This is a genomic window from Acinetobacter sp. KB005, assembly GCF_049949095.1.
GTDB classification, from domain to species: Bacteria; Pseudomonadota; Gammaproteobacteria; order Pseudomonadales; family Moraxellaceae; genus Acinetobacter; species Acinetobacter calcoaceticus.
On sequence record NZ_CP188191.1, the window covers coordinates 2,701,722 to 2,715,605 of the forward strand.

Sequence of the window (13,884 nt, forward strand, 5' to 3'; positions counted from 1 at the left end):
ATTCTACATTTACAGGAGTTGAAAATGGTTAAGGGATTAAAAAATAAAGTCGCGTTAGTGACAGGGGCAGCTCAAGGCATTGGCCGTGGGATTGCCCTGCGCTTGGCGCAAGAGGGTGTACACATTGCATTGGTCGATATGAAACAAGATCGACTCAATGCTGTGCAGCAAGAGATTCAAGCTCTAGGCGTAAATGCCAGTACGTTTATTGCCGATGTCAGTGACCGCGAACAAGTGTATGCCGCTATAAATCATGCTGACCAGACACTTGGTGGCTTTGACATCATGATTAATAATGCTGGAATTGCTCAGGTTCAGGCTATTGCAGATACGACACCCGATGAATTCCACAAAATCGTTGATATCAATATTGGCGGTGTACTGTGGGGCATACAGGCTGCTGCTGCAAAATTTAAGCAACGCCAACATAAAGGCAAAATCATTAATGCTTGCTCAATTGCAGGCCACGACGGGTTTGCTTTGCTAGGTGTTTATTCTGCTACCAAGTTTGCAGTGCGTGCGCTTACCCAAGCCGCCGCAAAAGAATATGCAAGTCACGGTATTACGGTAAACGGCTATTGTCCCGGAATTGTTGGAACCGACATGTGGGTTGAAATTGATAAACGGTTTGCTGAAATTACTGGTGCGGCTATAGGTGAGACCTATAAAAAATATGTAGAAGGCATTGCTTTAGGTAGAGCCCAAACGCCAGAGGATGTCGCTGCATTAGTTGCTTTTCTGGCAAGCGAAGATTCAGATTACATTACGGGTCAATCGATTTTAACGGACGGCGGAATTGTCTATCGTTAAAACAACATCCTGATTTGAGGGAGATAATAATGAAAGCAGCGCGTTTTTATGACAGAGGCGATATCCGTATTGAAGATATCCCAGAACCAGAAGTCACTCCCGGCACTGTAGGCATTAAGGTTGCTTGGTGTGGAATTTGTGGTACAGATTTGCATGAATTTATGGAAGGACCGATTTTTATTCCACCGTGTGGACATCCTCATCCTATTTCAGGCGAATCTGCGCCAATCACCATGGGACATGAGTTTTCTGGTGTTGTATATGCAGTAGGTGAGGGTGTTGATGATATTGAAATTGGCCAGCATGTCGTGGTAGAGCCTTATATTGTGGCCGATGATGTTCCGACTGGGCCGGGAGATAATTATCATCTTTCAAAAAATATGAATTTTATTGGTTTAGGTGGTCGTGGCGGAGGTCTATCGGAAAAAATTGCGGTTAAACGCCGTTGGGTACACCCAATCTCTAATAAAATTCCACTTGATCAAGCTGCATTAATTGAACCGTTATCGGTTGGTCATCATGCTTATGTCCGCAGTGGTGCGAAGGCTGGTGATATTGCTCTGGTTGGTGGTGCAGGGCCAATTGGTTTACTACTTTCGGCAATTTTAAAAGCAAAAGGGCTTACCGTCATCATTACCGAGTTGAGTGCAAAACGTAAAGAAAAAGCCAAAGAGTCGGGAGTCGCAGATTATATTTTAGATCCATCAGAAGTTGATGTGGTTTCTGAGGTCATGAAAATCACCAATGGTGGTGGCATCGATGTTGCATTTGAATGTAGTAGCGTTAACAAAGTTCTAGATACTTTGGTTGCGGCAGTGAAACCAACAGGTGTGATAGTCATTGTTTCGATCTGGAGCCATCCAGCATCAATTAATGTGCATAGTGTAGTGATGAAAGAGCTGGATGTACGAGGTACAATTGCCTATGTCAATGACCATCAGGAAACAATTAAGCTGGTTGAAGAAGGTAAAATAAATCTGGAACCTTTTATTACCCAGCGTATTCAACTTGATGATTTGATTTCACAAGGTTTTGAAACCTTAATTCATAACAATGAGTCCGCCGTTAAGATTATCGTACAGCCATAAGTAGACATCTAAACCAATAAAAAAGAGCGATAATTCGCTCTTTTTTATTAAAGTAAATTGTTATTTTGGGCTTCAATAATAGGGGGCAGTGGCTGCCCTAAAGAGCTTAAAGACTCTCGTTCAATCAAACGTACAATTGAATCGAGCGGTAAATCATTTTCTTGTAAACCAAAAGGTTCTTCAATTTGGGCACTTAAGGCATCTAACCCTAAAAACATGTAGGCAATTAAGCCCACAATAAGTGGTGTCCAAATACCTAAAGCTGCTTCAAGACTAAAAGGCAATATGAAACAGAAACAGTAAACAGCGCGATGTAAAAGTACTGAATATGAATAGGGCAAAGGTGTACCAGCAATTCGGTCACAACCGGCTTGAATATTACCTAGCTCAACAATATGACGTGTCAATGTGCTGTAGATAATGTCACTAATTTCGCCATCTTTTAAAGCTTTGACTAAATCTTTTTGAATATTTTCGAGTACAAACTGAGGCGCGTTAATATGCTCATTTAAATAATCGAGTGAAGAGTTATTTAAATAAGCATGTTCAAGAAATTTCGTTGGCTCTGCTGTTTGTTGGCGCAAACGGTCGCGCAATAAATTACTAAAAATTAAGACTTGATGAATTAAATGCTCGCGTTGCTCGTTTGATAGAACATGACTATCTCTGACAATATGCCTTGCATTTGCAATTAAAGCACCCCATAACTTGCGTCCTTCCCACCAACGGTCATAACACGCGTTATTTCTAAAACCGGTACAAATTGAAAGAATCACACCAAAGATGGTAAATCCAATTGCGGGAACGGTAGGAATTTGAATCCAATGATAATAAGAAAGCCAGACTACACATGCTGAAATAAGAACAACAAAACTCAATGCGGGCAAAACTTTAGGTAGAACTGTTCCTTTCCAAGCAAATAAGAGTTTAAAAACGCTGTTTTTATCGCGAACAATCATAGAAAGCCTTTGAACTAACGGACCTAACCAAGTGCAGTATGATACGCCTTAGATCAGATAAATACCTACCTAAAGCTTATGTTTTTGTCTATATCGCCAAAGCGTAGTGCGGCTAATTCCAAAAATATTAGCCACCATATTCAGGTTATGATTATATTTTTCTAAAGCTGCTTGCACATTTTCAGGATTAAGTTCCGTATTTGTCTCGGGTAATTTAACGTAATCCTCTGCATTTAAGAGCTCATTCGGTAAGTCTTCGACTTCAATTTCATCTTTACCATTTGCCATTGTTAAAGCATAAAGCAATGTGTTTTTAAGCTCACGAACATTCCCCGGCCAATCATAGTTAAGCAAAACTTGCATGGCTTTTTGATTGACTTGATGAGGCATTGTGTCCAGTTGCGTGGAGCTTTCTTTTAAAATCTGATCGACAATGAGTGGAATATCGACTTTACGTTCTCTAAGAGGCGGTATAAAAATTGGAATCACGCGTAAACGGTAGAGTAGATCGTGACGGAAACGCCCAGCCTTAGCTTCCTCACGTAAAGCTTTGTGCGTTGCTGTAATAATGCGCACATTGGCCTGAATAGGTTTTTCACCACCGACCGGTGTAAATTCACCTGTCTCTAGTATCCGTAATAATTTAGCTTGTAGCTCTAAAGGAATCTCGGCAATTTCATCAAGAAAAAGGGTTCCGCCCGCGGCACGTTCAAACACGCCTTTATGATCGCGAATTGCTCCAGTAAAAGCGCCTTTAACATGCCCAAATAGTTCGCTTTCTAGAATATTGGCATTTAGAGCAGCACAGTTAATGGCAACAAAGATCTTATTTTTACGTTGGCTATAATCATGAATAGCCTTTGCCACCAGTTCTTTACCACTACCAGATTCGCCTCGGACGAGTACTGGAAACTCAGTAATTGCCACCCTTTGAATAATTGAAAACATACGGGCCATTTCTGGTGAACAACTATTGAAAACTTTAGCCAAGTCTTGCAATTGTTCTGTTAGCTCTACTTGATCAGCAATATCATTCTCTATGCTAACGGGTTGTAGAATATGCAATTTTCCGATAATGCGATGCTCTGCGATGTAAATATCATTTTCCTGATAGATGAATCGCTTTCTCATTTTAGGAGTATTAATTTCGAGATATTGATTGTGATGGTCTTGAGTAAGCGCTGCCATACTCTCAACAGAAATGTCATCTGTATTAAATTTATAGTGAATTGCTTGAGTCGTCGTGTCTGCTAAAAACAGACTCGCATTTGGGAATAAAGCTTTTAATTGTTCAAATAAAATAAAAAAATCTTGTTCTGACTCAAAATTTAACTTTGCCATTGTCTGTGTTTCACAATCGTTTCATTGAAACATACTTGAGTTTCAAAGGAACATCAAGCTGAATTTATTTTATAACTTTAATTTTGCTTGTTGTTTTAAATATTTGATTTTTATATTTATTATTTAATTTCAAATAATTGGCATCTTATTTGCAAAATATGGAAAGAAATAAATTATTGGGGATATAAACCATGTTCTTTAAACAGTTTTTTGAGCAAGAAAGTTCGACTTATACATATATGCTTGCATGTGAAGAAACATTTGAGGCTGTTTTAATTGACCCGGTTGCATCAGATATAGAGATTTATACAAAAGAATTAGAGCAGCATCAATTTACACTCATCTATACCTTAGACACGCATGTTCATGCAGACCATATTACGGCTGCGAATTTGCTGCGTGAACGTTTTCATTGCAAATCAGTTTTACACCGAAATTCAGGTGTAAATTGTGGAGATATTTTAATCACAGATGGTTGCACGCTTAAATTGGGCAACCTTAGTATTGAAGCGCGCTATACACCAGGTCATACCAATGCTTGTACGAGTTATTTGGTTGGAAACATGGTTTTCACTGGGGATGCATTATTAATTGACGGCTGTGGTCGAACTGACTTCCAAGCGGGTAATGCTGGAACGCTCTATGACAGTATTCATAAACAACTTTTCAGTTTGCCTGACGATACAATTGTTTATCCGGGACATGATTATAAAGGACGTCTATCTTCGACTATTGCTAATGAACGTTTATATAACTCACGTTTAGGCCAAAAACGCTCCCGTGAAGATTTTATTAAATTAATGAATGATTTAAATCTGCCATATCCAAAACAGATCGATAAAGCATTACCAGCTAATCAAGCCTGTGGCTCAACTTCGCAATCTTAAGGTGGCAATATGGAACTCAAACGAATTAATCAAGATTTTTATGTTGCTGGTCAAATCACTGCTGATGAAGTCGCAAAAATTGCAGATCAGGGGATAAAAACTCTGATCTGTAACCGTCCAGATGGAGAAGGTCCGGATCAGCCGAATGTGATTGAAATTGAAGAAGCAGCTCAGCGACATGGGCTAAATGTAATTTATCAACCAGTGACAAGTGGCAAAATTACCGAACAGCAAGTTACCGAGTTTAAGCAGTTTTACCACAATACTCAGAAGCCTGTTTTAGCGTATTGCCGCTCTGGCATGCGTGCCATGAGTTTATGGGCCTTGGCCGAAGTTGACCCAAAAGATGCAGCCCTTTTAGTCGAAACAGGTAACAAACTTGGTTTTAACTTGAAAGGCTTAGTGCCACGTATTTTAAAACGTGATCATGAACCAGCAACGATTCCTTGCTATAGCGTTGTGATTGTGGGGGCTGGTGCAGCTGGAATTTCTGTAGCGTCTAGTCTCTTATGCCGTGAACCGAACTTAGATATTGTCATTATTGATCCAGCAGATACGCATTATTATCAACCCGGCTGGACCATGGTAGGGGCTGGTATTTTTAAGCCGCAAGTAACAGCACGCTCAATGGCAAGTGTGATTCCATCCAAAGTTAAATGGATGAAAGCTGCTGTTGCAGGATTCGACCCTGAGCACAATCAGGTTATTTTGGAAGGATGCCAACCGATTCAATATAAAGCGTTGGTGGTATGTCCCGGTTTAAAACTGAATTGGCATGGGATTGAAGGTTTAGTTGAAACCCTTGGTAAAAATGGGGTGACCTCTAACTATCGATATGACTTAGCGCCGTATACATGGGAACTGGTACAACAACTAAACGGTGGAAAGGCGATCTTTACCCAACCACCTATGCCGATTAAATGTGCGGGTGCTCCTCAAAAAGCAATGTATCTTTCAGCCGACTACTGGTTAAAGCACGGCAAAATTAAAGATATTTCTATCCATTTTTATAACAGCGGCGGTGTTTTATTTGGTGTGAAAGAATATGTGCCTGCACTGATGCAATATGTTGAAAAGTACGATTCTGAACTGCATTTTAACCATCAACTTATCAAAGTAGATGGACCAGCAAAAAAAGCATGGTTTAAGGTAGTGAACGATGAAAATGCGGAACTGGTCGAAACCGATTTTGATATGTTGCATGTTGTTCCACCGCAACAAGCTCCTGATTTCATTCGTGCCAGTACTCTCACAGATGAAGCAGGCTGGGTGAACGTTAACCCGCAAACTTTACAACATACCGAGCATACCAATATTTTTGCTTTAGGCGACGTGATGAATGCACCTAATGCCAAAACTGCTGCGGCAGCACGGGCACAAGCTCCAATTGTCGCTGTGAATGTTCTTGCGAAACTAAAAGGTGAGCAGAACTTTTGTGAATATAACGGCTATGGCTCGTGTCCACTGACTGTAGAGCGTGGGAAAATCGTTCTGGCTGAGTTTGGCTACGGTGGCAAGCTACTTCCAAGTTTTCCAAAATGGGTGATTGATGGGCAAAAACCATCTCGTTTGGCATGGTTGCTCAAAGAGCAAATTTTGCCACCGATTTATTGGCAAGGCATGCTCAAAGGCCGCGAATGGATGGTCAAACCTGAGCGAGGTTAAGCAAAGCAACGCTTTGTACGAGTGCAAGACGAGAACTATGTTCGAGTGGAAGAGGTTAAGCAAAGCAACGCTTTGTACGAGCGCAAGACGAGAACTATGTTCGAGTGGAAGAGGATAAGTAAAGCAACGCTTTACCCTGAGAAGCGGCTAAAGCTTCGCAAGAAGACGTGAAACTACTTCCACATTAACTAGCAGTCTACTGCAAATGATGTATATGCAATTTTAGGCTTTTGATATGTTATTACTTGTCGTTGAAGGCATTGTGATTGGCTTTTTACTTGGTCTTACAGGAGCGGGTGGTGGCATTCTTGCTGTACCTGCACTAATGAGCAGTCAAGGTTGGAGCGTGGCTCAAGCAGCACCGATTGGGTTATTGGCGGTTGTGCTATCTACACTGATTGGAACGATTGAAGGGCTATTTAAAAAGATGGTCCGTTATCGTGCTGCAATCTGGATTGCCATTATTGGCGCACCTATGGCACATATCGGAATTTTAATAGCCAACACCATTTCTCCTGTTTGGCTCATGCTCATGTTTAGCTTAGTTATGTTTACAGTGGGCTATCGACTCATCAGTAACCGAGTTTCGGATTTCCACAACCCGCCGTGTCAGGTCAACCCAAGTACTGGGCGTTTCATCTGGAATTTTAAAACGGGAAGCGTTCTTGCGAGCATCGGGATTATTGCTGGGCTTTTAACGGGAATGTTAGGGGTTGGTGGTGGCTTTGTAATTGTGCCAGCTCTTAGAAAAGTCACTAATCTCGACATGCATAGTATTGTTGCCACCTCTCTTATGATTATTTTTCTCATTAGTGGAATAAGTATTGTGATGCATATTGCAGAGGGTTTTCACTATCCAGTAGGCATTACCAGTGCGTTTGCACTCGCATGTGCATTCGGTATGTTGTTAGGCCGCCGAGCCATTCGTTTTATTCCGGCTGCAATTGTACAAAAAGTCTTTGCTTTAATGGTTTTTGCTGTCGCAATTTATATGGTAGTTAAGATTGTTAATCTCACAAATATCTAAGTGATATAGTATTTTAACTTACCTTTATAAATACAAAGTTTCCAAATGAAGCCTTAACATTAACTTTGGAAATTTTTTATTTAAACCATTTAAATTTTTGAGAAAACGATATGAAGCGAATTAACGTAGCAATTTGTGGTTTTGGGCGGATTGGGCAACAAATTGCAGAGCTTCTTTTAAATCGATCGACATACTATAAACAAAAATATCAAATTGATGCCCGTTTAGTGGGGGTATGTAATTCATCATCAGGCTTAATCGACCAAGACGGTTTGCAAGCTGCCAAGTGGCTAGATAAAACTCAATATCAAGCAGGCCTCACTGAACAAAAGTTTTTAGAACAAGTACAAGCGGATGTCATTATTGAGACTGGGCCAAGTGATTATGTGACAGGAGGCAAAGGCATATTTTATTTAAATTATGCTCTAACACATAACATGAATGCGATAGCAGTATCTAAAGGTGCTTTAGTAGTAGAAGGAAAAAAATTAATTAACTTGGCGCATCAACACAATAAAAAATTATTTTTTAGCGGCGCAACGGCTGCGGCTTTACCGACAGTTGATTTGTTTGAATATAACTTGGCTGGCTGTCAGATTTTAGAAATAGAAGGTGTTTTTACTGGAACCACAAATTTTATTTTAAATGATATGTTGCAACATGAATGTGCGTTTGCAGAATCTCTTGAAAAAGCCCAAACAAAAGGTATTGCAGAACCTAATAGTTCTTTTGATGTAGATGGATGGGATACCGCTGCTAAAATTACGATATTGGCAAATACCGTTTTGAGAGCTGATATAAAAATTCAAGATATTCCAAGGCAAGGAATCAGCCATGTTACTGCCCATCATATTCGTGATTGGAAAAAAGAAGATCTAATTCCTCGTCTGGTGGGTTTTATTCATATTGAAAATCAGCAAATTCAAACAGGTGTTGAATTACGATTAGTTCCAGCAAATCATCCTTTTGCCCATCTTCAAGGTTCAAATAAATGCATTCGGGTGCTAACGCAAGAAATGGGGGAACTTGTTGTAAGTGGAGGAGCATCTGCGCCTTTAGCCACAGCAGCCGCAGCTTTAAAAGATTTCGAGTTGATACTAAAAACGGGCTGCTAAAATTAATCATGATTTATAAAAAAAGCAGGCTTTTAGGCCTGCTTCTCACAACTTTTTTGAGTATTAAATAACTTTTTTCCAATTTCAAACTTACTAAACATTAAGTAGTTGCCGAGTAAGATCAATAAAATTCCGAATAGAGCGTTTAGGGTCCATACATATCCTTCAAAGAAGGTAGAAACAGAAAGCGCGACTAAAGGGAAAAGTAAGGTGCTATATGCTGCTTTTGAAGCGCCAATTCGCCCAACCAATGAAAAATAAGCAGAGAAGCCAATTACCGTGCCAAATACAGCTAAATAAAGTACCGAACTTAAAAATGGAAAATTCATAGGAGGCATTAAATCTTTGCCAGTAAATAAAGCTAGACTTAACATTACCAATGCACCATAGGTCATGGCATAACAATTGGTTGAAAAAATATTTAAGCCACGCTTCTGGTGTCTAACACTAATCATATTCCCTAAAGAAAAACCGTAAGTTCCTATTGCACATAGCCCAATACCCATCAATAACTGCGCATTAAACTGGCTATTAATGAGGTCATGCCAAAAGAGTAAAACAATACCACCAAGTCCTAAAAGTGCAGCTGGGGCAAAATTTGGTGAAGGTTTTTGCTTAAAAAAGATAAGCGCATTAACGGCATTAAAGAAAACAGCCATTGAGAAAATAACGGACTCTAAACCGCTATTTACATATTTAACTGCGGTATAAAAACAAATAAAGTTTAGGCCGAAAACACAAAGCCCTTGCAGCATACAGAACAAGTGATCTTTTAAAGCAATTCGTTGTAATTTTCCTGAAAATAGTAAAACAACCCAAAGCAATAAGGCTGAAATGGCAAAACGCCATAAAATTGCGACGACTGGTGTTGCATAGTGACTTTGAATGGCAATTCCAATCCATGTTGTCCCCCAAATCAACACCACCGCAACATAGAGTAAAATATTCATAACTTCATCCTCGATTACCAAACTTAAGTATCTAGGAATGCTTCATTTTTCACGTATATATTCTTGTGTTATACATGCAAGATCTTGCGTTTTTTATATAACTGAACTAGCTCAATTTTGCTGAATATGGTTAACTTAAGCTCAATGATATTCGTTTTAATTTTGCATGGCCTATCAAACTTTAGAACAGCTACAGCAATCTAAAGCCAAGCTTCACGAAACTGTGGTGCTTGATGAAAATATGCAACTTGCATTTTGGTCTAATCAGCAAGATCGTGTAAGTGTCTGTAGCGACCATCATACTTTGAGTCTCTATATTCAAGATGGCTATGAAAGCTATCAAAAAACACCAGTGGGCTGGAAAAATGGCGGTGGGCCGGGTCGTTTTTGTTTATTACCTGAACATCAGGAGTCGACTTGGGATATACGAGGTGGGCTCAAATTCGTTCACTTGTATTATACCGACCAACATTTGCGTGATGTTGCTGAAAAAATATGGGACAAAGAGCCTAATCAAATTGAACTAAATGAAGTTGTCTTTAATGACGACGAACGGATTCGAGCGCTTTATCAGTTCTTCTTGCTGGATTGTGATTGGAAAGATTCATCAAACCATTTACAAATGAGTACCACTGCCAGTTTATTGCTAAATCATTTAATTCGAAGATATAGTAATGTTAAGTGGCAACAGCCTGCTATTAAAGGCGGGCTTGCACCTCATAAGCTCAAATATATTCAAGAATGGATTGAAGATCATCTCGATCAAGCTCTGACTTTGTCAGATTTGGCAAATGTCGTGAATTTAAGCGAATATCATTTTGCCCATATGTTTAAACAATCCATGAATATGGCACCTCACCAATATGTCATGCAAAGACGTTTAACTAAGGCAAAAGGACTAATTCAGTCTTCACACTTTTCTTTACAAGACATTGCATTGGTATGTGGCTTTAGTTCAGCAAGCCATTTGAGCCATCGTTTTAAACAGTTTTATGGCATGAGTCCTTCACAGTTGCGTTAAAGGACTCATGGTTAATTTTCTATAAAAGATAAACCAACAAGCCAATAAGAGCAGATGTAAAAATTACGTATAACACATTAATTTCAAAGCGGAACAAAGCAATAAATGCTGCAATGGTAATTAAAGCCGCAACAACATCAAAGTGACCAGAAAAACCTTGTGGCCACAAAACATGGTAACTAAAAAATAATGCCAGATTTAAAATCACACCGACCACAGCCGCGGTAATCGCAGTGAGTGGCGCCGTAAACTTAATTTCATTATGTGTAGATTCAATGATGGGCGCACCAGCAAAAATAAATACAAATGAAAAGAGAAAAGTAAACCAAGTGACAATGACAGCACCGAGTGCTCCAGCAAAAAATAGATGTTCTGGACCAAATAGTGCATGATTTACACCTCCTAAAAAACCAACAAAAGCAACAACCATAATCAGTGGACCCGGTGTGGTTTCACCTAAAGCGAGTCCATCAATCATTTGAGTAGGTGAAAGCCACCCAAAGTTATTAACCGCACCTTGATACACATAAGGTAAAACGGCGTATGCACCACCAAAAGTAAGTAAAGCTGCTTTAGTAAAAAACCATGCCATTTGAGTATAAGAATGGTGCCATCCAAAATATGAACCTAAAGCTAAGATGGGTAATAACCATAAGCCGATGGCAATTAAAACGAGTTTTAGTAAGCCTAACCAGTGAAATTTAGCATGCTCTGGTGTCGGGGTATCATCATCAATAAATGCTCGACCATAATCTTTTTGACTAGCTTTATGGCCACCTGCTGAAGAAAATAGTTCGGGGTATTTCTTACTCGTTAAATAGCCTGCAATACCTGCCGATAAAACAATAAGAGGGAAAGGAAGTTTTAAAACAAAAATGGCAAAGAAAGCAGCAACGGCAACTCCCCATAAAAACTTATTTTTAAGTGAGCGACTACCTATACGGTAAGTTGCATGGAAAACAATTGCGGTTACGGCAGGTTTAATCCCGTAGAAAATGCCTGCGATAACGGGAACATCTCCAAATTTTATATAAACCCAAGACAATCCAATTAAAATAAATAAGGAGGGTAATACAAATAAAATACCTGCGACTAGCCCACCAGCCGTTCTATGCATAAGCCAACCAATATAGGTTGCTAATTGCTGTGCTTCAGGACCAGGTAATAACATGCAGTAGTTCAGGGCATGCAAAAATCTTTTCTCAGAAATCCAGCGCTTTTGTTCAACCAGTTCTTGATGCATGACTGCGATTTGTCCAGCCGGCCCTCCAAAACTAATAAAACCAAGCTTGAGCCAAAATAAAAAGGCTTGCCAGAAGGTAACTTGATTAATGCTTTCAGGCAAAGGGGATTTTTCATTTTCCATTTTTTATCCCATCAAAAATTGATTTATTCAGATCATAAACATCAAACTAGCAATTTATAATTAATCGAATAGGTTAGATGTGCTATGCAGCTATAAGATACAGAACAAAAGTGAATTTCTTATTATTTTAAAAAGATATTCTTCTAAAAAATCTCTAGAAGAATATCTATATTTTATTTTTTAGTGATCATGTTCTAAATAATCTGGTTTTTTCGGCAGCGCAAGGCTACACAAGAAACAGATAATAAGCATAACAATGACATAGATGAAGAAGGTGTTTTCAATTCCAGCAGCTTTAAACTGTAGTGCAACTGAAGGTGCCGATCCACCAAAAATGGCATTACCTATCGCATAAGAGAAGCCTACACCTAGTGCACGCACATGAGGAGGGAACATCTCTGCTTTGACTAAGCCACTAATTGATGTATAGAAGCTCAAGATCATCATCATAAAAATGAGTAGCAAGGTAATGATAATCGGTGAATCTATATAATTAGGCATTCCAATCGCCATAATTGGATAGATAAAAATTGCAGATAATAAGCTAAATGCCAGCATTGAAGAACGTCGCCCAATGCGGTCGGAAATTGAACCAAATACAGGTTGAGCACACATATAGACAAATAACGCGAAGGTCATAATATAACCAACGGTTTTTCCATCCATACCTAAGTTAGTTAAATAGGTTTTTGAATAAACAGTTTCAACATAAAAAGTTAATGAACCCGCAGAGGTATAACCAACCACCAATAAAAAGGTTTTCCAATGTTTTTTAAAGAGTTCTCTTAAGCTACCAGATTCTTCACGTTCACTATCTTGATGAGAAAGGGTTTCTTCCAAACGACTACGAGCAAGTAAAGATAAAATTGCAGCAAAACCACCAATTACAAACGGAATACGCCATCCGCCATCATGTAATTGTTGCTCACTTAAAAATGCTAATAAAATTACGCCGAGCAAACTTGCCAGTAATTGACCACCAGAGAGTGTGACGTATTGAAAAGAGGAGTAAAAACCACGTTGACCTTTTAAGCCTAATTCACTCATGTAGGTTGCTACGGCGCCATATTCACCACCTACAGATAAACCTTGAAGTAAGCGTACTACCAGTAATAGAAATGGGGCAAATAATCCGACTTGATCGTAGGTAGGTAAGGCCGCAAATAAGAAGGAACTCAATGCCATTAAGCAAATAGAAATGACCATTGATTTTTTTCGACCATGTCGATCTGCAATGCGCCCGAATATCCAACTACCAATAGGACGCATGAAAAAACTTGCAGCAAATACACCCCAGACATAAATAGCTTTGGTCGAACTATCCATGTCGGGTGCAGTTAGGGCTTGTGTAAAATAGGCAGCAAAGACTGCATAGATATAAAAGTCAAACCATTCAACAAGGTTACCAGAGGCCGCACCAACAATACCGCGTATTCTGCTACGTTTTTCTTCCTTAGTGTATGTCATATATATTCCGTCAGTTAGCAGAAAAAAATAGAAATTTTTAGGTGTACTGAACAGGAAATAGCATGAGTTTTTAAATATCACTCAATCCTGAGTACTTACCTTAGAATTCCTCTCCATGCATTTTTTATAATTTTAAATTTCCATTCTAGTGATTGTATGATCTTTTGTTCGATTTAAAGATATTTTTA

At 39.2% G+C, this 13,884-nt stretch carries 12 protein-coding genes; 7 read left to right on the forward strand and 5 right to left on the reverse strand.

The window, feature by feature from the left end; all coding sequences use genetic code 11:
* Nucleotides 1-24: 24 nt before the first annotated feature.
* Nucleotides 25-810 (forward strand): acetoin reductase, encoded by a 786-nt coding sequence (locus ACPF64_RS13005; protein ID WP_426453721.1) that lies wholly within the window; start codon nucleotides 25-27, stop codon nucleotides 808-810.
* Between the two features lie 29 nt (nucleotides 811-839).
* Nucleotides 840-1,898, forward strand: coding sequence for a 2,3-butanediol dehydrogenase (locus tag ACPF64_RS13010; RefSeq protein WP_426453723.1), 1,059 nt, complete (start codon nucleotides 840-842; stop codon nucleotides 1,896-1,898).
* A 47-nt stretch (nucleotides 1,899-1,945) separates the two neighbouring features.
* Here ACPF64_RS13010 and ACPF64_RS13015 read toward each other — a convergent pair whose 3' ends face one another.
* Together ACPF64_RS13015 and ACPF64_RS13020 are read right to left on the reverse strand one after the other, a co-directional pair.
* On the reverse strand, nucleotides 1,946-2,857 hold the full coding sequence (locus ACPF64_RS13015; RefSeq protein ID WP_045432537.1) for a bestrophin family protein: 912 nt from the start codon (nucleotides 2,855-2,857) through the stop codon (nucleotides 1,946-1,948).
* A gap of 69 nt (nucleotides 2,858-2,926) precedes the next feature.
* Entirely contained in the window at nucleotides 2,927-4,198 is a 1,272-nt protein-coding gene (locus tag ACPF64_RS13020; RefSeq protein WP_426453725.1) for a sigma-54 interaction domain-containing protein, read from the reverse strand.
* 191 nt (nucleotides 4,199-4,389) lie between these two features.
* Here ACPF64_RS13020 and ACPF64_RS13025 point away from each other — a divergent pair, with 191 nt between their 5' ends.
* From ACPF64_RS13025 to ACPF64_RS13040, 4 genes are all read left to right on the forward strand, one after another.
* Nucleotides 4,390-5,085 carry an MBL fold metallo-hydrolase gene (locus tag ACPF64_RS13025; protein WP_003651648.1) on the forward strand — a complete coding sequence of 232 codons (696 nt, stop codon included), beginning with the start codon at nucleotides 4,390-4,392 and terminating at the stop codon, nucleotides 5,083-5,085.
* Nucleotides 5,086-5,094: 9 nt separating this feature from the next.
* On the forward strand, nucleotides 5,095-6,750 hold the full coding sequence (locus ACPF64_RS13030) for a TIGR01244 family sulfur transferase (protein ID WP_426453728.1): 1,656 nt from the start codon (nucleotides 5,095-5,097) through the stop codon (nucleotides 6,748-6,750).
* A 235-nt stretch (nucleotides 6,751-6,985) separates the two neighbouring features.
* A complete protein-coding gene (locus ACPF64_RS13035) occupies nucleotides 6,986-7,777 on the forward strand; it encodes a sulfite exporter TauE/SafE family protein (protein ID WP_426453730.1) in 792 nt (263 codons plus the stop codon).
* Nucleotides 7,778-7,887: 110 nt separating this feature from the next.
* Entirely contained in the window at nucleotides 7,888-8,892 is a 1,005-nt protein-coding gene (locus ACPF64_RS13040) for a homoserine dehydrogenase (RefSeq protein ID WP_426453732.1), read from the forward strand.
* Between the two features lie 32 nt (nucleotides 8,893-8,924).
* Here ACPF64_RS13040 and ACPF64_RS13045 read toward each other — a convergent pair whose 3' ends face one another.
* Complete coding sequence (locus ACPF64_RS13045; RefSeq protein WP_426453734.1) at nucleotides 8,925-9,842, reverse strand: DMT family transporter; 918 nt, start codon at nucleotides 9,840-9,842, stop codon at nucleotides 8,925-8,927.
* 166 nt (nucleotides 9,843-10,008) lie between these two features.
* Here ACPF64_RS13045 and ACPF64_RS13050 point away from each other — a divergent pair, with 166 nt between their 5' ends.
* The gene (locus ACPF64_RS13050; protein WP_005040880.1) at nucleotides 10,009-10,863 is read left to right on the forward strand and encodes a helix-turn-helix domain-containing protein; all 855 of its coding nucleotides are present in this window, start codon (nucleotides 10,009-10,011) and stop codon (nucleotides 10,861-10,863) included.
* Between the two features lie 19 nt (nucleotides 10,864-10,882).
* On the opposite strand, the gene chrA is transcribed toward ACPF64_RS13050, so the two are convergent.
* Nucleotides 10,883-12,229, reverse strand: coding sequence for a chromate efflux transporter (gene chrA, locus ACPF64_RS13055; protein WP_426453737.1), 1,347 nt, complete (start codon nucleotides 12,227-12,229; stop codon nucleotides 10,883-10,885).
* A 180-nt stretch (nucleotides 12,230-12,409) separates the two neighbouring features.
* Nucleotides 12,410-13,696, reverse strand: coding sequence for an MFS transporter (locus tag ACPF64_RS13060; protein WP_426453739.1), 1,287 nt, complete (start codon nucleotides 13,694-13,696; stop codon nucleotides 12,410-12,412).
* Between the last annotated feature and the right edge of the window lie 188 nt (nucleotides 13,697-13,884).